21 protein-coding genes are annotated in these 22634 nt (G+C 67.9%); 9 read left to right on the forward strand and 12 right to left on the reverse strand.

Annotated features, from left to right (window positions below; translation table 11 throughout):
- Positions 1–539 (forward strand): BA14K family protein (locus AC0IXR_RS14775; protein WP_471761303.1); only part of this gene is annotated, 539 nt, incomplete at its 5' end.
- A gap of 275 nt (positions 540–814) precedes the next feature.
- Positions 815–1315: a DUF2721 domain-containing protein gene (locus tag AC0IXR_RS14780; RefSeq protein WP_207414116.1), complete on the forward strand. Its 501-nt coding sequence runs from the start codon at positions 815–817 to the stop codon at positions 1313–1315.
- 56 nt (positions 1316–1371) lie between these two features.
- Here the strand turns inward: AC0IXR_RS14780 and AC0IXR_RS14785 are convergent, their stop codons facing one another.
- A complete protein-coding gene (locus AC0IXR_RS14785; protein WP_056454704.1) occupies positions 1372–1815 on the reverse strand; it encodes a protein tyrosine phosphatase family protein in 444 nt (147 codons plus the stop codon).
- Between the two features lie 182 nt (positions 1816–1997).
- Between AC0IXR_RS14785 and AC0IXR_RS14790 the strand changes: the two genes are divergently transcribed.
- Complete coding sequence (locus tag AC0IXR_RS14790) at positions 1998–2507, forward strand: DUF533 domain-containing protein (RefSeq protein ID WP_056423228.1); 510 nt, start codon at positions 1998–2000, stop codon at positions 2505–2507.
- 55 nt (positions 2508–2562) lie between these two features.
- Here AC0IXR_RS14790 and AC0IXR_RS14795 read toward each other — a convergent pair whose 3' ends face one another.
- The 5 genes from AC0IXR_RS14795 to AC0IXR_RS14815 all read right to left on the reverse strand — a co-directional run bounded on the left by AC0IXR_RS14795 (position 2563) and on the right by AC0IXR_RS14815 (position 8371).
- Positions 2563–3180 (reverse strand): GNAT family N-acetyltransferase, encoded by a 618-nt coding sequence (locus tag AC0IXR_RS14795; protein ID WP_056422177.1) that lies wholly within the window; start codon positions 3178–3180, stop codon positions 2563–2565.
- Complete coding sequence (locus AC0IXR_RS14800) at positions 3177–5522, reverse strand: Orn/Lys/Arg family decarboxylase (RefSeq protein WP_471761305.1); 2346 nt, start codon at positions 5520–5522, stop codon at positions 3177–3179. Before AC0IXR_RS14800 ends, AC0IXR_RS14795 begins: the two co-directional genes overlap by 4 nt.
- A 61-nt stretch (positions 5523–5583) precedes the next feature.
- The gene (locus AC0IXR_RS14805) at positions 5584–6612 is read right to left on the reverse strand and encodes a CorA family divalent cation transporter (protein WP_419953040.1); all 1029 of its coding nucleotides are present in this window, start codon (positions 6610–6612) and stop codon (positions 5584–5586) included.
- A gap of 590 nt (positions 6613–7202) precedes the next feature.
- Positions 7203–7844, reverse strand: a complete 642-nt coding sequence (locus AC0IXR_RS14810; protein WP_471761306.1) for a M10 family metallopeptidase C-terminal domain-containing protein — start codon at positions 7842–7844, stop codon at positions 7203–7205.
- Positions 7845–8176: 332 nt separating this feature from the next.
- Positions 8177–8371: a hypothetical protein gene (locus tag AC0IXR_RS14815; RefSeq protein ID WP_056422192.1), complete on the reverse strand. Its 195-nt coding sequence runs from the start codon at positions 8369–8371 to the stop codon at positions 8177–8179.
- A 578-nt stretch (positions 8372–8949) separates the two neighbouring features.
- Here AC0IXR_RS14815 and AC0IXR_RS14820 point away from each other — a divergent pair.
- The 5 genes from AC0IXR_RS14820 (at position 8950) to AC0IXR_RS14840 (ending at position 16658) form a co-directional block, all read left to right on the forward strand.
- Entirely contained in the window at positions 8950–10305 is a 1356-nt protein-coding gene (locus tag AC0IXR_RS14820) for an SWIM zinc finger family protein (protein ID WP_471761307.1), read from the forward strand.
- A complete protein-coding gene (locus tag AC0IXR_RS14825) occupies positions 10305–11852 on the forward strand; it encodes a DUF5691 domain-containing protein (RefSeq protein WP_471761308.1) in 1548 nt (515 codons plus the stop codon). The genes AC0IXR_RS14820 and AC0IXR_RS14825 overlap by 1 nt, the downstream gene beginning before the upstream one ends.
- A gap of 3 nt (positions 11853–11855) precedes the next feature.
- A complete protein-coding gene (locus AC0IXR_RS14830; RefSeq protein ID WP_471761310.1) occupies positions 11856–12956 on the forward strand; it encodes an ATP-binding protein in 1101 nt (366 codons plus the stop codon).
- A 226-nt stretch (positions 12957–13182) separates the two neighbouring features.
- Complete coding sequence (locus tag AC0IXR_RS14835) at positions 13183–15501, forward strand: DUF5682 family protein (RefSeq protein WP_471761311.1); 2319 nt, start codon at positions 13183–13185, stop codon at positions 15499–15501.
- Positions 15498–16658, forward strand: coding sequence for a VWA domain-containing protein (locus AC0IXR_RS14840; RefSeq protein ID WP_471761312.1), 1161 nt, complete (start codon positions 15498–15500; stop codon positions 16656–16658). The genes AC0IXR_RS14835 and AC0IXR_RS14840 overlap by 4 nt, the downstream gene beginning before the upstream one ends.
- Positions 16659–16956: 298 nt before the next feature.
- Here AC0IXR_RS14840 and AC0IXR_RS14845 read toward each other — a convergent pair whose 3' ends face one another.
- The 6 genes from AC0IXR_RS14845 to modA all read right to left on the reverse strand — a co-directional run bounded on the left by AC0IXR_RS14845 (position 16957) and on the right by modA (position 22043).
- The gene (locus tag AC0IXR_RS14845; protein WP_471761313.1) at positions 16957–17583 is read right to left on the reverse strand and encodes a beta-class carbonic anhydrase; all 627 of its coding nucleotides are present in this window, start codon (positions 17581–17583) and stop codon (positions 16957–16959) included.
- 160 nt (positions 17584–17743) lie between these two features.
- Positions 17744–18805: an isopenicillin N synthase family dioxygenase gene (locus tag AC0IXR_RS14850; protein ID WP_471761314.1), complete on the reverse strand. Its 1062-nt coding sequence runs from the start codon at positions 18803–18805 to the stop codon at positions 17744–17746.
- A 2-nt stretch (positions 18806–18807) separates the two neighbouring features.
- Positions 18808–20166, reverse strand: coding sequence for an O-acetylhomoserine aminocarboxypropyltransferase/cysteine synthase family protein (locus AC0IXR_RS14855; RefSeq protein WP_471761315.1), 1359 nt, complete (start codon positions 20164–20166; stop codon positions 18808–18810).
- A gap of 385 nt (positions 20167–20551) precedes the next feature.
- Positions 20552–20791, reverse strand: coding sequence for a hypothetical protein (locus tag AC0IXR_RS14860; protein ID WP_471761316.1), 240 nt, complete (start codon positions 20789–20791; stop codon positions 20552–20554).
- A 233-nt stretch (positions 20792–21024) separates the two neighbouring features.
- Positions 21025–21234: a TOBE domain-containing protein gene (locus tag AC0IXR_RS14865; RefSeq protein WP_056422220.1), complete on the reverse strand. Its 210-nt coding sequence runs from the start codon at positions 21232–21234 to the stop codon at positions 21025–21027.
- 8 nt (positions 21235–21242) lie between these two features.
- Positions 21243–22043 (reverse strand): molybdate ABC transporter substrate-binding protein, encoded by an 801-nt coding sequence (modA, locus tag AC0IXR_RS14870; RefSeq protein ID WP_471761317.1) that lies wholly within the window; start codon positions 22041–22043, stop codon positions 21243–21245.
- Between the two features lie 211 nt (positions 22044–22254).
- Here modA and AC0IXR_RS14875 point away from each other — a divergent pair, with 211 nt between their 5' ends.
- A complete protein-coding gene (locus AC0IXR_RS14875) occupies positions 22255–22632 on the forward strand; it encodes a winged helix-turn-helix domain-containing protein (RefSeq protein WP_056454695.1) in 378 nt (125 codons plus the stop codon).
- The last annotated feature ends 2 nt before the right edge of the window (positions 22633–22634 follow it).

A 22634-nucleotide genomic window follows, 5' to 3' on the forward strand; every position in this document is an offset into this window, starting at 1 on the left:
GCGGTGGAATGAGCCGTGGAGGTGCTGGCGGCGCGGGACTCGCGGCTGCGGGCGGTGGTGGGCGAGGCTGGGGCGGTGGCGGTGGCGGCTTGAGCCGTGGCGGTGCTGGCGGCGGTCCCGCTGCCGTGGGGGGCGCTGGCCAGGGAGGCTGGGGCGGTGGACGCGGACAGGGCGGGATCGCTGCCGGTCCGAACTCCGGCGGTGGCTTCAACCGTGGCGGCTACGGTCATCACCGCGGGTATGGCTACAATCGTGGCTACGGCCGGGGATACGGCTACGGCGGACTCGGTCTTGGTTTGGGGCTAGGCTTGGCTGGAGCCGGAATCGGTTACGGCTATGGCAGCGGTTACTACGATAACGGTGGCTATTACGGCGGCGGCTATGCCCCAGCCTATTATGGTGGCGCCGTCGAGGTTCAGCAGGATGTCGGCGGGTCCGATCAGGACGTCGCCTACTGCATCCAGCGCTTCCGCTCCTACGATCAGCGATCGGGCACCTATCTGGGCAATGACGGTCAGCGTCACCGCTGCCCGCAATAACAACTGCACGGAAGACCTGCACCAAGAGCGAAGACGTTTCAGCCTCATCCGACAAGAGAAGCCCCGCATCACTCGTTGCGGGGCTTCGTCGCATCTGGGCCCAGTGGCGCCTGCCTTACTCATCCGCGCCGTCTTTGCCATCGGTCCATCGGCGGAGATGATGATCTATACCTGGCGACCCCGCCTCCACCCCGTTCGAGGGTCTGGGTCTAGGAACGGCGGTCGCAGCGAGGAGGGATCTTCCGGGGCTGCTCGGCATGGCGTAACGCCACGTCATGGTGGCTTCCGGTTCTCTCCTCGCTCCCGACGACATCGCCCACGTCATTCAGGTCGCGCTCGCTCCCGCTTTCCTGCTGACGGCGCTGGCGACGCTGCTCAATGTCTTCTCAACGCGCCTTGGGCGGGTGGCCGACCGTGTCGATGATGCCGCCGCCAGCTTGCAGAAGGCGGATGCGGCCGAGGCGGCGCACCTGTCGCGCCAACTGACCTATCTGCGTCAGCGCTCCTTCATGCTCGATGTGGCTGTGGTGCTGGCCTGTTTCGGCAGCATCATGACCGGCTTCGCGGTGCTCACGCTTTTCGTCGGGGCCTTGCGCGATGCCGCCACGGCCTCCGTCTTGTTCGGATGCTTCGGCGTCGCCCTGGTCTGCACGGTGGCGGCTATCGTCGCCTTCCTTCTCGAGATCCTGATGGCGGGCCGCCGCATCAGGGACGAGGTCGACCGCCAGACGGTGCAGGCCTCGGATCGGGAAGCGTCTGGACCCGATCTCCCATAGCGGTCGCCGCGAACAGCACGGGCTTGATCCAATGTTGCGGACCGCCACCTGCGGCTTCAATCCTCGACGATCCCCTCGCCATGCGCGTCGAGCCAGCGAATTGCGCCGCTGAGGTCGAAGCCCCGTTCCCGGCCATAGGCCGCGACGTCATCGCGCCTCAAGCGTCCCGCCAACACCTCGCTCAAAGCCCAGAGGGTGAGCGAGCGGGTACCACTACGACAATGCGCGAGGACAGGGCCGGGCGCCCCTTCCACGGCGTCGCGGAACTGCGCGATGTCGTCGAGTGTGATGTCTGGGCCGGTAACCGGAAGATGGAGATAGGCCAGCCCCGCCGCCCTAGCAGCTGCGGCTTCGGCCTCCGTGCCCAATTGGCCGGGTTCTTCCCCCTCGGGCCTGTTGTTGATCAGCAGAGCGAACCCTTTTCCCGCCAAGTCGGCGATCTCGGCTTCGTTCGGCTGGCCGGAGACCGAAAGTCGGGATTCGATGGAGGTGATGGTCATGGAAGATCGTCCTTGGGGCTGCCTTGCGGCTCCGTTGGCGCTGCACGGACCCGCCACAGATCGTGTCCGTTCCGTGCGGCACAAGCGGGGCAGGCTGATTCCACCGCACGGCCCGCCTTGAACCCGGGATGGGTCTCGTCCGTTTCCGGTCTGATCCTCAACCCGCCTTCAGGATGACCACCATGGCCGATGCAAGACAGATCGTCGACGCGCTCGTGCGCTCACGCAAGGGCGGGATCGCCGCCACGGCCGCCCTCGGTGGGCTCGCCCTCGTCGCGGGCCTGGCTCTTCGAGCACTCCGTCCTTCCCATGAGCCCGAAACCCCCGATCTCAGCCAAGTCGGCGAGGACGAGGCCCGCATCATGCTGCGCGCCATGGTGGCGGCGACCTTGGCCGACGGCATCGTGGACACGCAGGAGCGCCAGCGCCTCGACGAGGCGGTAGAGGCGGCCGGTATCGACAAGGATGGCCGCGCCTGGCTCGAAAAGGAGCTGGCCGACCCGGCCGAGATCGACGAACTCGCCGAACGCGTGGATTCGCCGGAGAAGGGTGCCCGCCTCTATGCGGCAGCGCGTCTGGCCATCGATGCCGATACGCTGCAGGAGCGGGAGTTCCTGAAGCGATTGGCCGAGGCCCTGGACGTCTCGCAGGACGTGGCGGCGAGGGTCGATGCCGGGCTCGAAAATGCCTGATGGAGAGCGATGTCGCGGGAGTTGACGCGCTCCGTACCGGCCCGATGGGGAAGTGCTACTTCCCCATCCATTCGTGCCCTGCCACCAGCGCCTCAACTGATCGTGTCCAGGTGCCGGGCTGGTCGGTGGCGCCGGTGCCGAGTGCCCGCTGGACCATGACGCTGTCGCTCCAGCGGCCGTACTTGTAGCCCACCGCCGGCAACAGGCCGACACGGACGAAGCCGCAGGTCTCGTGGAGCCGCAGGGACGCTTCGTTCTGCGCGTCGATATAGCCGATCATCTGGCGGTAGCCACCGGCGGCGCAGGCCTCGATCAAAGCCGGCAGCAGGCGTCGCCCGATGCCGGCGTTCAGGTGCTCGTGATGAACGTAGATCGAGTGCTTGAGCGTGTAGCGATAGGCCGGGCGCTTCCGGAACGGGACAGCGTAAGCGTAGCCCGCCACCACCCCATCGCGGTCGGCCACAAGATGCGGCAGACGCCTCTTGCGCATGGCCTTGCGGCGGCGCTTGAGGTCGTCGGGATGGAGCGGATCCGCTTCGAAATCCCCCACATCACCTACGCCCCGCCGAATATGGTGGGCGTAGATCGCCACCATGGCCGGCACGTCCGCATCCGAGGAGGGCCGGATGATGATCCCGGTATCGGAGGCGGCGGGCGGCCCTTCCGGATTCACGGGCGATTCTCGCGCATGACATAGGTGTAGAAGCGGATGGTCCCATCGGGATCGACGTTGCGGAACACGCCCTGAATCTCGGCCTCGAAGCCCGGGAACAGGTTCGCGGAGCGCTCGAACATCTTGAAGTAGTCCAGCATGGGTTTCGCCCGTTCGTCCAGTCGTTCGCCCGGCAGCACCGTGCCGATGCCCGGCGGGTAGACCAGAAGCAAGGTCGTCGCCACGCGACCTTCCGCTTCCGCGATTGGCACGTAATCGACGTTGTTGCGGGTGAGCTGCTGCACCGCCTCCTTCGGAGTCATGACCATCTCGGGCAGGTGGCCGGGCTCGAACTGCTTGCGTTGAAGGGTGCTGGTGCCGTGCTGGCGGTGGAAGGCGTGGAAATCCGCGCAGAGGTCGCGCAGGCGTACGCCCTTGTAGCGGTTCGGCCGGCGCCGGACGAATTCCGGCATGGCATCCTCGAGCGGCACATTCTCGTCATGCAGGCGCTTGAAGGCCACGAGGCCGGAGATGAGCGTGCCGGCCTTGGAGGATTCGACGCCCGGCGTCAGCAGGAAGAGGAGCGAGTTGAGGTCGTTCTTCTCCGGCACGATGCGGTTTTCGCGCAGGTACTGGGCCACGATGGGCGCGGGCACGCCGTGCTCGGCATATTCTCCCGTGCGCCGGTCGAAGCCGGGGGTGAGCACGGTGAGCTTGTTCGGGTCGGTCATGGCGTAGTTCGGCGCCACATGGTTGAAGCCGTGCCAGGCGGCACCGGGGGTCAGCTCCCAGTATTTCGCGTCGCTGGCGAGCTCGTCCGTCGAGACACTCTCCCACGGCACCTTGCCCTCCGGGCCCTTCACCGTGTCCGGCACGAAGGGATCGAAGAACCAGCGGCGCAGGGGATCGCCCTCCTTCTCCTCGAATTCGCGGCGGATGGCGCGGACCTTCTTGCGCCATTCGATGCCGAGCCGGATCGTGTCGTCCCACAGGACGACGCCCGAGCGGCCCTTCATCATCTGCGCGCCGACATCGAGCGAGGCGAAGAGCGGGTAGAACGGCGAGGTCGAGGCGTGGACGAGGAAGGTCTCGTTGAAGCGCCGGTGCTCGATGCGCCGGGTCTGGCCGCGGATATGGCTGTCCTTGGTGTGGATCTGCGAGGCCTGGGAGAAGCTCGCCAGCTGCTTGTGGGTCGATTGCGTGGCGATGATGCCCGGCGAGGTCTCGTCGAGGCCCTTCAGTCCCATGGCGAAGCGACCGGCGAAGAGGGGGTGGAACTTCATGAAGCCCGCCCAGGCCTCGTCGAACAGGATGTAGTCGCAGAGATGCCCGATCTTCTCGAGGATCATCTGCGCGTTGTAGATGGTGCCGTCATAGGTGCACTGCTCCACCACCGCCACGCGGAACGGGCGCTCGCGCTTCCAGGCTTCCTTGTCGGTGATGAGGGGGTTGGTGCGGATCTTCTCACGGATGGCCGCCTCGTCGAGGGCCTCGTGATACATCGGGCCGATCAGGCCGAAGCAGTTGCGGTCGGTCTCCAGGAAGACCGGAACCGCGCCGCCGAGGAACAGGGCGCCGTGATGGGCCGCCTTGTGGTTGTTGCGGTCGAACAGGACGAGGTCGCCCTCCGCCACCAGGGCCGAGAGCACGATCTTGTTGGAGGCCGAGGTGCCGTTGAGGACGAAATAGGTCTTCTCGGCGCCGAAGATGACGGCGGCTTCTTTCTGCGCTTTCAAGGCCGGGCCTTCGTGGACCAGAAGGTCGCCGAGATCGAGCACGGAATTGTCGAGGTCGTCGCGGAACACGGCCTCGCCGAGATGCTCCACGAAGATACGCCCGATCGGCGAGCGGTTGTAGAAGATGCCGCCATTATGGCCCGGGCAGGTCCAGAGCTGGTTGCCCTGCTCTGCGTAATCGACCAGCGCGCCGAAGAACGGCGTCTTCAGGGTCTCGGCATATTGCTTCACGCGGCTCACCAGGCCGCGGGCGATGTAGTCCGGGGTCTCTTCGGCCAGGAAGATGTAGCCGTCGATGAAGTCGAGCACTTCGACGGGGATGTCCTCCAGGCGCTTGCGGCGGACCATGATGACGATGGGCATTTCGAGCCCGCGCTTCCGCATCAGGTTGATGAGGGCCGCCGCCTTGCCGTCGAGGCCGCGCTTGCCCCAATCCACCACCATGCAGCCGATGGCGGCATCGGTCTGGACCGCGATGGCTGCGTCCTCCACGCGGCGGGCGCGGACCACTTCGAAGCCGAGCTTCTCCACAGAGCCGATGATCTGCTGGACGCGCACGCCCTCGAGGTCGTCCGGGTCGAAGTTAGGCGCGCACATGAGCACGGTGAAGCGGCGAAAGAAGTCCATGCGGGGGAAGGCTCCGGTGGTCGGATGAATCGAGGGTGTGTGGGCGCGTTCGCGTTCGGGATCAACCAGGCCGGCCGGCGAGATTGAGCCGGCGGATGACGACATAGACGGCCAGCGCCGCAAGCGCGCCGATGATCAGGGCGATCATGGAGCCGCTGTCGGTTTCGGAAAAGAACAGGCCCTTGGTGTTCATGCCGAAGACGCCCGTGACCAGGGTGGGCGGCAGAAACAGGGCCGTGAGGATGGAGAGGGTGAAGAGCTGGCGGTTGGTCAGCGCGGTCGTGCGGGCGGCGATCTCATCCTGGAGAAGCCGGCTGCGCTCGGACAGGACATGCATGTCCCGGTGGAGCGAATCGAGGCGCTGGACCACGCGCGCCGCCATGGCGCCGACGGCTTCCGGCAATTGGTCGCCCTCCATGGCGGCCTCATCCTCGAGCCGGTGGAACACCGCGCGTAAGCCGGCGAGTTGACGGTGGGAGCGCACGGATTGGCGGCGGATCGGTCCCAACGGCCTGGCATCGTCGGCCTTGGCCTCGTCGAGCATGTCGTCCTCGATGGCATCGAGGGAGGAGGACAGGCGATCGGACGTGGCATTGAGCGATGCGATGGTGCTGCCGACGAAGCGCTCCAGCAGCTTTGCCGGGCCGGGAACGAGGGTGCCGGACAGGACCGCGTCGCGGGCGGCGACCGCGCAGGCCGTGGCATGGCGACGGCCACTGACCAGATAGCCTGGACCGAGAACGCAATGGAGGCGGCCGTTCGGTTCTTCGCTCGACGACCCGTCGAAAGCGCGTTCCCGGTCGGCGATGACGAAGCCGGCATGAGGGCCATCGACGACGACACGCTGATGCTCGTCGCGGGCGAAGGTTGCGGCGGCGAGACGGGGCGGGCCGAGGCGTCCCTCAAGGATCAGCGCCTCGGTCCGCGCATCGACGAGATCGACGTGAAGCCAAACGAAGCCGTGTTCCGGGTCACCGAGGGAAGGAAGCTCGTCCCCCAGCGCAACCTGGCGTCCCCGTCCATCCGTGTCGAAGGCGAGGGCGAAGATCAACCCCGGGAGGGACGATTCCTCGATGAGAAGATGCTGCATAATGCGTTCGCGGCGAACATGGCCGGCAAAATACCGGCTCACTATCGCGCTGGATCGCAAGGCTGGGCGACACTGTGATGACGACGAGGCGCGTCTGCTGCCATCGTATTCTCCCGATGGATCAGACGACTCACAGGGACGGGGCGGAGCGACGACGTCGATGGTCGAGCGGTGATTGGCCATCATGACGTGCATTCGCGAGGGATCGCGCTGAGCGTCACCAGTCGCCTTCGCATCACGGCCGCCTGCGCGACATTCTTCGGCTGGCCTTGCTGGGCCAAGCGCTCGTGGAAGGGCATGCAGTGATGATGAACATCGCCTGTGCTTGCCTGCAGCATCTGCACTTCGCCGAGGTTCGTTGGACTGGGCGGAAAATAACGCCGCGTCGTCCGAGGTCTTCATCGTCGCTATTCGCGTCCAGCGTGCGGCAGGCCGTCGCTGGACATCTCTTCCGTTAGCTTCGTTCCGCCCCGTCCTGCATCCTCATTTCGTAAGACGATTCAGACTACCCTCAAGAAGTAAATTACCGACATACTACTAGATCAGGAGTCCAAAGTCCGCCCCACTCAAGGATTCCTTAGCAACATTTCTCAGGATGATACTGTTGCCAAGACCAACATCATCGAACGTGACAAGAGTGTCCGCCCCCCGTTCAACATAGTAAGGTTGATATCCTCGAAGCTGCTCACGAGGGCTGACACGTCGAAATGATCGAAGCCCTTCGCGAAACCATAGACGTTATCCTTCCCGAAATTCATTTCGAAAGTGAAGGTATCAGCTCCCCCACCTGCATACAGCTTGTCGTTACCCGTGCCGCCATCGATCACCGTGTCACCCACGCCGGACCTGATGACATCGTTCCCCTTTGTCCCCGACACCGTGGCGAAGGTATCCTTGGCGTTCTGCAGGTTGACCGTAGTGCCTGCGGTCACGCCCGACAGATCGAGGGTCAGTGCTCCGCGCACATAGATCGTCTCGATACTCTTGAAGCTTGTGTCGGTGAACGTGAAAGTATCGGCTCCAAGAAGCAGGAGCCTGTCCTGCCCATTTCCCCCGTCGACCAGCGCTGGTGCATTGGTAACTGCCAGCTTATCATTGCCGTCGCCGCCGATCAGTGTATCGGATGCTCCTACTCCCCGGAGGAAATCGTTACCGGCCAAGCCCGTCAGGATATTAATGCCGCTATCGCCGATCAGGACGTCTTCGTATCGACTACATGGCCGGCGAGGCACTTTGAGCCCTCGCTCCACCGGCGAATGACGCAGGATGGTGCCCCGCCGACATCGAATGCCATTCAGAATCGGTCATGGCTGCGGAACACTCGTCCGCTCCGACCCTGGACGATGTCGTTCCGCCGGGCCTCCGGCGGTTCGAACCCGGATCGCCACGAGATCGGGGCCTCTCCCGCGTTGAGGGTCCGAACAGCGTTGAACCGAGGGCCGCGGCAAGGTGCGGGTTGGGCCGGAGCCCGCATGGGGAGAAAGGACATCCGCCGTCGGGAGATCGCCGGGCGGCACCGACAGGATCACCCCCGATCCCTGGACCGGATTTAGCCAGACAGGATCTAACGGTCCCTGTCCGCCTCCAGCTGTTTCATGAGCTCGGCAAGGCGAGGGTCGAGAGGCTCGTCGATCACGGGCTCGTAGAGGGCCTGCAACTCCTCGCCGAGACGCCGCCGGGTGGTCTCGGTCAGCGCGCTGTTGAGATCCCTGGTGCGCGGCCGGGGCCGGGCTGGCTCGCGATAGTCTTCAATGAGCATCGCCACTCCTTCGATAACACAAGAAATGTGAACGCCGGGATCGAAGATAGGTTCATATGTCGCGGTGAACGGGGTTTACCGCCCGAGGGAACGAGCGCGACGGAGATAGGCCCCTGAGTGCGAGAATACCTCCCGGCAGAAGTCAGCGCCTGCGTCGATCAGAAAGTCACAGCGTTGAGACTGCCCACAGAGCTTCCGGTCATGGACGGGCTGCGCTCAGACCAGAATGGCCCGCCGGAAGATTTTTTTGGGAATACCGAACCATCGCTTTTACTTCGCAAACGACCATCGAACGAAACTGTAGCTGAGATATCGAGAGCACCTTTCGAGGTCGAGTGACGGCGGCGGGCTTGCTGATCGTTGACGAACGGACACCAGAGCACTGCCATCAGGGAGGACAAATACACCTCTGTGCCGCTTTCCTCATATATCGGCATTTCTGCTGCCTCTTTCTTACAGAGGAATATTTGTTTTATTCTTATTATAAACTTGAAATACAGATTTATGCTTGCGTTGCGGCTCGGGGCGGCTAGGCTCCCTCGAATCATCCAGCTTCGGAATCGCCGTCCCATCGCCATATGAGCCTCACTTCCGCGCAAATCCTCGACCTCGCTCCCGATGCGTCGAGCCGCAAGGCCGGGCAGGATCAGGCGAAGGCGGCCAAGTGGAGCGGGCTCGGGCGGGCAGGCGCCGTCGTCTGGGGCGAGATCAAGGGAAGCGGAGCGAACCCTTATCGCACGGTGGCCGATCTCTCCGGTCCAGCCTCGAAATGCACCTGCCCGAGCCGGAAATTTCCCTGCAAGCACGCAATCGGCCTGATGCTGGTAGATGCCGCCGCGCCGATCTCCGAGGCAGAACCGCCGGATTGGATCGCCGCCTGGATCCGGGGGCGCGAGAGCCGCGCCGTCTCCGCCGAAACGCGGTCCCAGCAAGCCTCTGCCCCCGTCGACGAAAAGGGGCAGGCCAAGCGCCGTCAGGCCCGCGAGGACAAGGTCTCGGCGGCGCTCGATGAACTCGATCTCTGGCTCGGCGACCTGATGCGGCGCGGTCTCGCGACGGTGCGGCGCGAGACCTATGCCTTCTGGGACCGCATGGCGGGACGCCTCGTCGATGGACAGGCCCCGGGCCTCGCCCGTAGGGTCCGGGCCGTGCCGGGCCTCATCGCGGCCGCGCCCGGCTCTGCCGCGCGTCCGGAGGCGGCCCTTGCCCTCGCCCTCGGCCGCCTGTCCCTGCTGGCCCGGGCCGCCCGGCGTCTGGAACGGCTCACGACCGAACAGGCAGCGGGCGTCCGCGCGGCCATCGGCTATCCCGTGACCACCGAGGAAATGGCGGCACGTCCGGGTCTCGTCGACGAGTGGGCCGTCCTCGCGCATGCGGTGGAGGACGAGGACAAGCTCACCGCCCGCACCGTCTGGCTCGCCGGACGGACGAGTGGCGCCATGGCCCAGGTCGTCGATTACGGCACCTCCGGCTCGCCGCTGCCGCCGGTCCCGGCGGCAGGACAGGATTTCTCGGGCGCGCTCGCCTTCCATCCCGGCGATCCGCCGCTCAGGGCCGCGTTTCGCGAGGGGCGCGCCAGTCCGGCACCGGCCGGCGCCCTGCCCGGCGCGACGAGCGTCGCCGAAGCCCTCGACGGTTTCGCCGGGGCCCTGGCGCGGGCGCCGTGGATCGACCGTTGGCCGCTTCGGCTGTCCGGACTACGCCTCGGACATCTCGCGGATGGCGCCATGGGCGCGGGTGACGCCACCGGCTGTTTGACCCTTGCCGATTCCGCACATGTCCCCCCTCTGATGGCGGTGGCGGCGGGGGGGCATGTCGATCTTTTCGGTCTCTATGACGGGTTCGCGCTCACGCCCCTCGCCATGGTGGCCGGCGGGCATCTCTACGCGGTTCCGGCCCAGGATCCCCGGCCGATCCTGGTGAGGGCGGCCTGATGGGCCTCGACGTCTCCGCCCCCGACGATTGGGAGTCGGCCCTCGTCTCCGCTCTGCTGGGGGCCGACCGCTCCCCCTCCCCTGTCGATCTCGAGACGGTCGCCGGTGCGCTGCCGCGCGCAGAGCCGGGCATGACCCTGCTGGCGCGGGTCGCGGTCGCGGGCATCCACCATCTCGCCGGCAGCGGCTTTCCGCCAGAAGCCTTCACGCCGACGCCCCCTCACGAGGCGAAGGGCCGTCCCTGCCCACCCGAAGCGGCGGCGCGGCTCGGGCTGCTCCTCGCCGCGGGCACGGAGGCGCAGGGCCGCGTGAAGGAGTGGTGCGAGATCGCGGCGGAGCGGGGCATGCGCGCTCCGCCCTGGCTGCTCCCCGCCCTCGCGCCCTACCGGCGCGAGTGGGACGAGACCATCGACGCGGTCGCGGGCGAGGAGCTCGCCTGGCTGGAGGCGGCCTGTTCCGCCCGAGGCGCCGAGGCGGCGATTTCGGCCCCGGATGGCGCTGAAGCGAGCCCGGCCGAGCGCCACGCCGCCTTCGCCGACTTCCGCTTGCGCGATCCCGAAGGAGCCCGCGCCGATCTGGAGGCTGGGTTCAGCGCCGAGAAGGCGGAGATGCGCGAGCGCCTCGTCTACATCCTGGAGATCGGCCTGTCGGAGGCGGATGCGCCCTTCCTCGAAACCTGCCTGGACGATCGCGCGGGCGGCGTGCGCGCGGCAGCGAGAGTCCTGCTACCGCGCCTCACCCACTCGCTCTTCGCCTCCCGCATGGCGGCGAGGGCGCGAACCGCGCTCGTGGTCGAAAGCAGCCGAAAGCTCCTCGGCGGGACGAAACACACTCTGGTGGTGACGCTGCCGGAGGAATCGCCGACGCTCGCGCGGGACGGGATCGAGCCGAACGCCTACGAGCGGAGGCGCGGCGGCGCGAGGGCCGGTCTGCTCGAGAGCGTCATCGCCGCCGCTCCCCTCCACGCCTTCGCCGATCATCCGCCGAAGCTCTGGATCGAACTGGCCCTGCGCAGCGAATGGGCGATCCAGATCGTCGATGGTTTTCTCACCGCCGCGCGCCGCGAGCGCGACCTCGACTGGGTACGGATGATGGTGTCGGTGCTGGCCGAGGCGTCGGCCGGGCGCCTCTCCGGCATCGAGCCGGTCGACGCGCTCCGTGAGACCTGGGCCCGCGCCGTACGGTCGCTCCCCGATGCGGAATGGGAGGCGACGGTGGCGCAGCTCCTCGGCAAGGGGGAGATCGATACGATTCTGACCCTGCTGCGACAGGCGCCCTCATCCCTGTCGGAGGTCTTCACGGCGGCCCTCCTCGATTGGCTTTCTGCGGTGACGCGGACCTCGCAATCCGACCGCCAGGACCTCGCCTCCGCTTACCTGCTCACCCGCCTCGCCGAACGGGCCTGGCCCGACGAGGACCACGCGGCATCGGCTGCCGCCATCCTCGCCCGGCTGCCGGACGAGGCCGAGGACAACCTGCGCCGGCAGATCGAGGACTTCGCCGAAACCCTCGCTTTGCGCGCCACCATCAGACGGGAGTTCGCCTGAGGCATGAGCCAGACCAACGGAACCAAGACGACGCAGCTGCGCCGAGCCGCCGAAGATGCCTTCGCCGAGGAGTTGGAGGCGCTGCGCGGCGCCGATGACAGGCCGCGCCCGCCGAACTGGCTGCTCTCACCCCAGGCCGTCGTCACCTACCTCATGGGCGGAAGGCTCGGCTCCGGTTTCGAGGTCACGCCGAAATATATCGGCGACCGGCGCTTGATGGAAGTGGCGGTGGCGACGCTGGCCACCGACCGGGCGCTCCTTCTTCTCGGTACGCCGGGCACCGCCAAGAGCTGGGTCAGCGAGCATCTGGCCGCCGCGATCTGCGGCACCTCGCGCCTCATCGTGCAGGGCACCGCCGGCACCAGCGAGGAATCGATCCGCTACGGCTGGAACTACGCACTGCTCCTCGCCAAGGGGCCGAGCCGCGAGGCGGTGGTGGCGAGCCCGATCGTGCGTGCCATGGAGGAGGGCAAAATCGCCCGCGTGGAGGAACTGACCCGCATCCCGTCCGAGACGCAGGACAGTTTCATCACGATCCTCTCCGAGAAGACCCTGCCGATCCCGGAACTCAACGAGGAGATCGCCGCCGCGCGGGGCTTCAACCTCATCGCCACCGCCAACAACCGGGATCGCGGCGTCAACGAATTGTCGAGCGCGTTGAAGCGGCGCTTCAACACCGTGGTGCTGCCCTCGCCGGCAACGATCGAGGCCGAGATCGCCATCGTCGAGTCCCGTGTCGCCGCCCTCGGGCGCGCCTTCGAGATCCCCGCCGAACCGCCCGGCGCCGACCAGATCCGCCGCGTCGTCACCATCTTCCGCGAGTTGCGGGAAGGCGTGACCGCGGACGGCAAGAGCAAGGTCAAGCAGCCGTCCAGCACGCTCTCCACGGCCGAGGCGATCAGCGTCGTCGGCAGCGGGCTGGCGCTGGCCGCGCATTTCGGCAACGGCCACCTCTCGGCCCACGACCTCGTCTCCGGCATCAGTGGCGCGGTGATCAAGGATCCGGTGCAGGACGCCATCGTCTGGCGCGAATATCTCGAGACCGTCGTGAAGGAACGGTCGGAGTGGAAGGACTTCTACCGCGCCGCCCGCGAGAGCGCGTGAGGGCGTTCTCACCCTCCCCCATCTGCGGAGGAGGGTGCCTGCGGAGCAGGCGGGAGAGGGGGCGACCTCTCCGGATACGGCGCTCCCCTCTCCCGACCCTCGCTGACGCGAGGGCCACCCTCCCCCGCAGAGGGGGGAGGGAAAGCCCCGCGCGCCATCCACCGCGACACCCCACCCAAGAGTAACGAGCGTGCCATGAGCCTTCGTCCCACCACCCCCGGCCGCGATGCCTGAGGTTCGGATCTTCGGCATCCGCCACCACGGGCCGGGCTCGGCCCGCTCGCTGCGCGCGGCCCTCGATGCGTTCCGGCCCGATTGCCTGCTCATCGAAGGGCCGCCGGATGCAGACGCCCTGATCCCGCTCGTCGCCGATCCGGCGATGACACCGCCGGTGGCGCTGCTCGTCTACCGGGCGGACCGGCCGCAGACCTGCGCCTTCTTCCCCTTCGCGGCCTTCTCGCCCGAATGGGTGGCCATGCGGCATGGCCTCGACCATGGGGCGACCCTGCGTTTCATCGACCTGCCGCACGCGATCCAGCTCGCCGACGGGTTCGAAACGAGGGGGGAGGCGCCCGAAAGCGAGACGGCCCCGGCCGAGCTCGATACGCCTGAGCCCGCCGAGGCGAGCGAGGCGCCCTCCGTCGCCGTTCGGCGCGATCCCCTCGGCGAACTGGCCGAGGTCGCAGGTTTCCCCGATGGCGAGCGCTGGTGGGATGCCTTCGTCGAGAGCCGCACGGGCGAGGATGGCGACGTGTTCGCGGCGATCCAAGAGGCCATGACGGCCCTGCGCGAGGGCGCCGAGACTGCTTCCGGCCAGGACGTCGACGGGGACGCGTTTCGCGAGGAGGTGCGCGAAGCGCATATGCGCACCTGCCTCCGCAAGGCGGCACGAGAGGATTTTACCCGCATCGCCGTGATCTGTGGCGCCTGGCACGCCCCGGCGCTGGCGCGCCACGATGCCAAGGGACAGGTCGGCCTCGACGCGGCGACCCTGAAGGGACTGCCTCGGACCAAGGTCGCCGCGGCCTGGGCGCCGTGGTCCTATGAGCGCCTCGCCACAGCCAGCGGCTACCGGGCTGGGGTGCTCTCGCCCGAATGGTACGACACGTTGTGGAACCACGAGGGCCGTGTCGCAGCGCGGTGGCTCGCTCGCGCGGCGGCCCTGCTCCGCGCGGAAGACCTCGATGCCTCTCCGGCCTCCGTGATCGAGGCAGTCCGCCTCGCCGAGGCGCTGGCCGGGTTCCGGGGCCGGGCACGCCCCTCCCTCGACGACCTGCACGAGGCAGCGCAGGCGACCCTGTGCTTCGCCGATCCGGCGCCGATGGCCCTGATCCGGCGCAAGCTCGTCATCGGCGAGCGCCTGGGCGCGACCCCACCGGATAGTCCCGGCACGCCGGTGGAGGCAGATTTCGCCGCGACCTGCAAAAGCCTGCGCCTAAAGCCGGAGGCGGTCGCGGGCGAACTCATCCTCGACCTGCGCAAGGAGAACGACCTCGCCCGCAGTCATTTCCTCAACCGGCTCCATCTCATCGGCATCCCCTGGGGCCGGCGTCAGCAGGCGCGCGGGCGCGGCACCTTCAAGGAGGCGTGGTTCCTGTCCTGGCAGCCCGAATGGGTGGTGGATCTAGTCGCCGCCTCCGCCGATGGCGGCACGGTGGCCGAGGCCGCCGGCAGCCGGGTGCGCAGGCGGGCCCGCGAGGCGACCCGCGTCGCGGAGCTGTCGGGCCTCATCGGCACGCTCCTCGACGCCGATCTCGCCGGAGCCACGGACGACGTGATCCGCGCCCTCAACGACCGCGCCGCAGTCTCGGCGGACGTGTTCGACCTCATGGAGGCGCTGCCGCCCCTGGCCGAACTGGCGCGCTACGGCTCGGTACGCTCTTCGGACACGGAGCCGGTGCTGGGCGTGGTGCGCGGGCTCGTGCCCCGCGCCGCCGCAGGACTGACGGCGGCCTGCCAGAGCCTCGACGACGATGCAGCGAGCGCCGCCAAGGCGCGGATCGTCGGCGTCCATGCCGCGATCTCGCTGTTGGAGGAGCCCGACCTGAAGGCGGTCTGGCAGGAGGCCCTTCACGGCCTGGCCGACCAGAGCCATGTGCATGGCCGCGTCGTCGGACGCGCCGTGCGACTGCTGTTCGACGACCGGGCCCTCGATGCGGAGCAGGCCGGGGACCGGCTTCGCCTCGCTTTGTCCCGCGCCTCAGGCACGGTGGCGGCCGCCGCCTGGATCGAGGGGTTCCTGGAGGAGAGCGGCACGGTCCTGATTCACGGCGGCACCCTGCTCGCGGTCCTCGACGAATGGCTCGCTGGCCTCGACGGGACGCTCTTTTCCGAATTGCTGCCCCTCCTGCGACGCACCTTCGCGACGATCTCGCAGGGCGAGCGACGCGCCATCGGCGAGGCTTTGAACCGCCATGGGACGGGTGTTTCCGAGGGAGAGGAATCGGGCCGCATCCTCGATGCCGAACGCGCCGCCAGGGTGCTGCCGGTCCTGCGCCTTCTCCTGGCGCCGAGTGGGGACAAGACGACGGAGGACACGCCATGAGCGACACCGAGCGCCTGCGCCGCTGGCGCCTCGTCCTCGGCGGGGGCGCGGCGGACGGCACCGGCTGCGGCCTGTCGGGCCGCGATGTCGGCATCGACCGGGCGCTCGGCGCCCTTTACGATTCCGACCGGAAGGGCAGCCTCGGTGCCTCCTCCCCCTCCGTGCCGCGCTGGCTCGGCGACATCCGCGACTATTTCCCGGCCTCCGTGGTGCAGGTGATGCAGCGGGACGCCTTCGAGCGCCTCGACCTCAAACGCATGCTCACCGAGCCCGAGATGCTGGAGGCGGTGGTCCCCGACGTCGCCCTCGTCTCGACCCTGATCTCCATGCGCGGGCTGCTCGGCGGCAAGACCAAGGACACCGCCCGCCTCGTGGTGCGCAAGGTGGTGGAGGCCCTGATGCGCAAGCTCGAAGAGCCCCTGCGCCAGGCGGTGACGGGGGCCATCGATCGCGCCAGCGTGAACCGGCGCCCGCGCCACACGGAGATCGACTGGAACCGGACCATTCGGGCCAACCTGCGCCATTACCAAGCCAAGTATCGCACCATCATCCCCGAGACCCGGTTCGGCCATGGCCGGCGCCAGCGCGCCAGCCTCAAGGACGTGATCCTGTGCATCGACCAATCCGGCTCGATGGCGAGTTCGGTCGTCTATTCGAGCATCTTCGGCGCGGTGATGGCCTCACTCCCGGCGGTGACCACCCGGCTGGTGGTGTTCGACACAGAGGTGGTGGATCTCTCCGACGAGTTGGAAGACCCGGTGGAGGTGCTGTTCTCGGTCCAGCTCGGCGGCGGCACCGACATCAACCGGGCGATGGGCTATTGCGAATCCCGCATCACCCGCCCCGAGGACACGATCCTTGTCCTGATCTCGGACCTCTACGAGGGCGGCGTCGAGGCCGGGCTCCTGGCGCGCGCGCAGCGGATGGTGGCGTCGGGCGTGCAGGTGGTGGCGCTGCTAGCGCTGTCCGACGAGGGCGCGCCGTCATACGACCGGGCGCTGGCGGGCCGGCTCGCCGCGTTGGGCGTGCCCGCCTTCGCCTGCACGCCAGACCTGTTCCCCGACCTGATGGCGGCGGCGATCCGGAAATCCGACCTCACGGCCTGGGCCGCCTCGGCCGGCATCGCGGCGATCCCCGCGGCGGGCCCGCCCGGCTGAGAGCTTGTTTGAGTTGTTGTCCAGGGCGTTACCTCAAGATGAGGAGGTCTGCTTGGATGATCGACTTTGGCAGACGATCGACTTTGGCATGAGCATCCGCTGAGACATCCGATCAAAAGGGCTCTGAGCGGGACGCATCTAATCCGAAGCTGTTTCGTCAGCCGACACCTCGGCCGGGAGCTTGGTTCGTTCGCGAAGCAGGGCCGGGTGGAACGCCCTCGCCCTCCGTAATCTGCGCTGCAACATCCAGCGGGAGCGGGACCGGATCGGCCACAGGGCACGTCTCATGGAGTTCCCCCTAGCCGAGATGGAGCGGCGGCGTGGGCCGGCCGGCTTGGCTGGCTGCGGCGATCTCGTTCAGGCGCCCCGTGGCGACGTCGTAGACGAAACCGAAGATCGGGATGCGGCTCGGCACGAGGGGATGCGCGCGGATGCGCCGGACGTCCGAGGTGACGGCAGGGCTCCGCTCGGGGATGGTCAGCCAGTCGATGGCGTAGCCGGCCGGCGAGCCGCCGCCATGATGCGGGTTCGACCAGACCGTGCCGTCGAAGTTCGCCGTGTCGAGACTGTCGGCGAGGAGGTCGCCGATGACGGCATCGGTGAACAGCTCCATCCCGCAATCGGTGTGGTGGATCACGAAGAACGCCTCGGTGCCAAGGAGCTTGTGGGAGATCACCAGGGAGCGGATGGCGTCGTCGCTGGCCCGCCCGCCGGCATTGCGGATGACGTGGGCGTCGCCTTCCCCGAGGCCGGCATATTTCGCCGGATCGAGGCGCGCGTCCATGCAGGTCAGGATGGCGAAGCGGCGGGCCGGCGGAAGGGCGAGGTCGCCCTTGTCGAAGCTCTCCGCGTAGCGGTCGTTGGCCGCGCGGATGTCTCGATAGGCCTGTGGCTCCGGGTCGGAGACGGCGATGTCGGCTGCCATGGAGGGGAAACCTCGGTGAGGAAGGTGGCGTGGCTGAACATGGCGGCGACACCGCCGAGATGAGCGGCGTCAGGGGTGCCGCGCGGGCTGTCGCCGTGCCAGGGCGGACCGCGGAGGAGCGCGTTCAGCAGGCCGGAGATCACGCGCCGGGGGCCGCCGATCATGCGCCCCCCGTCACGGCGAGGTCGCCGTAGAACCGCGCCGCCACGTCGGGATGGGAGCGCAGGCGGCCCTTGAGGTAGTTGCGGCCGACCTCGTGGAAGAGCGGGTTGTCGGGGTCGCTCGCCGGGCCGCGCGCCTCTGCGGCGAGGTCGGGCGGCAAATCGAGCAAGGGAACGGTGGCGTCGTGGCGGGCGCCGAGGAAGAACGCGACCGAGAGGCGGTCGCGCCCCGCCGGCGGGGTGACGACCCGGTGGATCGTGGCCCGCAGGTAGCCGTTGGAGGCGAGTTCGAGGAGTTCGCCGATATTGACGACGAAGCTCCCCTCCACCGGCTCGGCGGCGATCCAGCCGTCCCGCCCCTCGACTTCGAGGCCGCTCTGCCCGTCCTGGACCAGCAGCGTGAGGAAGCCGCTATCCTTGTGGGCGCCGACGCCCTGCTCTCCCTGCGTGGCCTCACGGCCGGGATAGCGGATGATCTTGATGTGCTGGTTGGGCGCGCCCTGGTAGATAGGGGCGAACACGTCCTCCGGCTGGCCCAAGGCCAGGGCGAAGGCGCGCAGCAGGCGGATGCCGAGCTGCGTCACCGCCTCCTGCCAGCGCAGCAGGCCGACGCGGAGTTCGGGCAGGCCGACGGGCCATTGGTTGGGGCCCTGCAGACGGCTCCAGGGGGGCGAGGCTGCGGTCTGCGCCAGGGCCTCGCGCTCGGCGCCGACATCGAACTGCTCGCGCCAATCCGGTGCGCCGCGCGTGATCTCGCGGCCGGCCGCCGTGTAGCCACGGAAATGCGGCGAGCGCACCATGGCCACGGCCTGTTTCTCCGGGAGAGGCAGCGCGAAGAAGCGACGGGCCAGGGCCTGGACCTCGGCGATCTCCGCCGCCGGAATGCCGTGGCCGACGAGGTGGAAGAAACCGACATCGCGGGCGGCATCACGCAGTTCGGCCAGGAAGGCCTCCCGCTCGGCCGGTCCGGTATCCAGCCGGCGCAGGTCGAGACGGGGGATCGAGGCGGCGGAAGCAGAGGATTCCGGTGCCGCCCACGAAGCCAGCGGGGAAGCCGCCATGGTCAGGCGGCCTTCGCGAAGGACCCGACCGAGGCCAGGGCCTGGTCGAGATCGGCCAGGATGTCGTCGATATGTTCGAGGCCGATGGAGAGGCGGACATAGCCGTCGGACACGCCGGTGGCGCGCTGGTCGGCGGGGGACAATTGCGAATGCGTGGTGCTGGCCGGATGGATCGCGAGGCTGCGGGCATCGCCGATATTGGCCACGTGGTAGAACAGCGACAGGGCCTCGATGAAGCGCCGGCCGGCCTCGCGCCCGGCCGCGAGCTCGAACCCGACGAGGCCGCCATAGCCGCCCTTGAGGTACCGTTCCGCCCGCTCGCGCGCCTTGCCGGTGGCGTGCGATGGATGGATGACCCGCTCGATCTCGGGCCGGGCGGCGAGGTAATCGACCACGGCCTGCGCGTTGCGGCTGTGGCGCTCGATGCGCAGGGCCACGGTCTCCAGCCCCTGCAGGGTGAGGAAGGCATTGAGCGGCGAGACGGACGGGCCGAGGTCGCGTAGCAGCCGGACCCGGGCGCGCAGGATATAGGCGATGGGCCCGAGGGGCTTGGCCGCCTCCGTCCAGACCGCGCCGTGATAGCTCGGATCGGGGGTGTTGAGGGCCGGCTGGCGCTGGGGGTTGGCCGCCCAATCGAACCGACCGCCATCGATGATGGCGCCGCCGATGGCGATGCCGTGGCCGCCGAGATACTTGGTGGTGGAATAGACTACGATCGCCGCGCCATGGTCGAATGGGCGCGCCAGGAGCGGCGCGGCGGTGTTGTCGACGATGAGCGGGATGCCGAAGCCCCGGCCGATCTCGGCCACCTCCGCGATGGGGAAGACCGCGAGTTTCGGGTTGGCCAGCGTCTCGCCGTAATAGGCGCGGGTGCGGTCGTCGGTGGCGCGGCGGAAATTCTCCAGGTCGGCCGGATCGACGAAGCGGACCTCGATTCCCTGCTCGGCCAGCGTGTTGGCGAAGAGGCTCCAGGTGCCGCCATAGAGGTCGGTGGAGGCGACGATGTTGTCGCCCACCCGCGCGAGGTTCTGCACCGACAGGGCGGAGGCCGCCTGGCCCGACGCCAGGGCCAGCGCCGCCGCCCCGCCTTCGAGGGCGGCGAGGCGCTGCTCCAGCACGTCGACGGTGGGGTTCGTCACACGGGTGTAGAGGTGGCCGAGTTCCTTCAAGGCGAACAGGTTCTCGGCATGGGCCGTGTCGCGGAACTGGAACGAGGTGGTCTGGTGGATCGGCACCGCCACCGAGCCCGTGGTCGGATCGGCGCGCCAGCCCGCATGCAGGGCAATCGTCTCGGGGTGAAGCGAGGCGGGCCGGGGCGATTTGGGCCGGGGCGACTTAGGCGTCGTGTTCTGGTTCGACATGGGGTGGCTCCGGGAAAGGGAACGGGGCGGGGGCATTGGCCAAGGGATATCGGTCACCGCTTCGCAGAAGCGGCGTGATCCCGGCATCGACCGGAATGACCGGAACTACAGTTCCGTCGAAGATGAAGTCTATTCCGGCCTTCGATTATGCCGCTCGGTGACTGCTCAAGATGACATCCGTATCATGAGGCACGGGCCGTCCCTGTCAACGAAATGGAATTTCGATTTTCGAGGTGGATCGGCACAAAGTCTTCGGCGGCGAGGGTGAGAGAAAGAAGAGACCGTTCAAACCCGGCATGAGCCCGCCTACCACCGCCGATGCGCGGGTAAGGCCAAGACGGCGCGGACCGTCGATGGACTCCCTACTGCCAATCCGGCTCGCCCCTCACCCCTGGCGTCGCTCGAACCGGAAAGGGCGGTGCTCGTCCTCGAAGGCCCGCATCTCGACGGTCCACAACCCGCCATCGTCACCGTTCATGGTGAAATGGAGTGCGTAGGCGGCACCGCCCTCCCCGGCGGGGTCGCGGAACTCGATCTCGTCCAGCCACCACGGCTCGTCTGCGAGGCCGCAGGCTTTCGTCCTGTTCACGAACAGGTCGAGATAGGCCGAGGCCGCGTCCCGCACGGCCGGGAGCGAGGCTGCGACCTTGGTCGCCAGGCCAGCCTAGACGTGGCTCACCTCGCCGTTCTCTTCGCCGAGGTAGAGGGTGATATGGTCGATCCGTGCGACCCAGGTGGCAGGTCCCATCCGGGTGAAGTTCAAGGCCACGGCGTCACCTCCCCTCTCACCTCCCATGCGGGGGACCGCCGCTCCCTGCGGAACGAAGGTACCGGCCAGGATGAGGCGGATGGGATCGCTCAGTCGACGGCGATCATCACGTCGGAGGATTTGACGACGGCATAGGCTTCGCCGCCCACGGCGAGGCCGAGCGCATCCACCGACTCGTTGGTGATCGAGGCGGTGACGACGGTACCGTCGGCGATCTCGATCTTCACATGGGCGGTGGTGGCGCCCTTCTCGACGGCGACGATCTTGCCCTTGAGGGTGTTGCGCGCGCTGATCTTCATGACGTTTCCTATGGTTTTGCTGCGTTGGGGCCGAGGAGCGTGAAGCCCTGCGCCTCGAAGAACGGCCTCGCCTCGGCGCTCTTCAGGAAGGCGAGGAATTTCGCCGCCCCCTCCCCTTTGGCTTCGGCCGTGACGGCGAAGGGGTACACGACCGGGGGATGGCTGTCCGGCGGAAACACGCCCACCACCTTCACCCCCGGATCGGATCTGGCGTCGCTCTCGTAGACCACGCCCAGCGGCGCTTCACCGCGCGAGACCAGGAGCAATGCGGCTCGCACGTTGTCGGCCTGGGCGAGGCGCGGCTGCAGTCGTCCCCACAGGCCGAGCTTCTCGAAAGCGGCTTTCGCGTATTTGCCGATGGGCACCGAATTGACCTCGCCGGTGGCGAGACGCCCCTCGGGTCCGAGTGCGGCGGAAAAGCCCTCGGCGGTGAACGTAAGGTCGGCGGTCGCGGCGTCCTTCGGCGCGATGACGACGATGCGGTTGCCGAGCAGGTTCACGCGGGTCTCGGGACGGATGAGGTTCTTCTGTGCGAGGTAGTCCATCCATTCGAGATCCGCCGAGGCGATCAGATCGGCCGGCGCACCGGATTCGATCTGCCGCGCCAGGGCCGAGGACGCGGCGTAGCTCGCCTTCACCGCGATGCCGCTCCTGGCGGTGAAGGCCTTGCCGGCATTGTCGAGGGCGTTCTTCAGGCTCGCGGCGGCGAAGACCGTGGCCGTCTCGGCCGCCCGGGCGGCCGAGACGAGGATAACGGGGGCTAGGATGACGGAGCCGGCGAGGACCAGGGCACGGAGGGCGGTGAGCATGACGGATCGTCTCTCGAAGGCGCACAGTAAAGGGACGGCCGTCAGGCGGCCGCATCTACGATAACCCGGCGCAGCGCTATATACATCCCGACATATCGATCGCTCAAGGTCCGACCGCCCGGCGCGTGCGGTCGAAACGGCCCGCCATTGGGCCTATCGTCGACCCTCGTTGGAACGGGTCCTGGGCGGCGGGCGGGGAAGAGGCGGGCAGATGGCGAGGTTGAGCATCCGGGTCGATCTCAAGCCCGGGAACCGCATCGGTCCGGGCAAGATCCAGCTCCTCGAAATGATCGCCGAACATGGCTCGATCTCGGCGGCAGGACGGGCCATCGGCATGTCCTACAGGCGGGCTTGGACGCTCACCGAGGCGCTGAACGCCGGCTTCGGCCGGCCGGTGGTGGAGGTCCAGATCGGCGGCAGGAGCGGCGGCGGCGCGCGGCTGACAGCCTTCGGTACCGATCTGGTCCGCGCTTACCGCGCCATCGAGGCGGCGGCGGCCGAGGCTGCCGCGCCGTTCCTGAACGGGCTGGACGCAGGAACGGTCACGCCCGGCGACGGCGAGGGAGCGCCCGTCGAACGCACCGGATGAGG

The organism is Methylobacterium sp. AC832 (genome assembly GCF_979256025.1).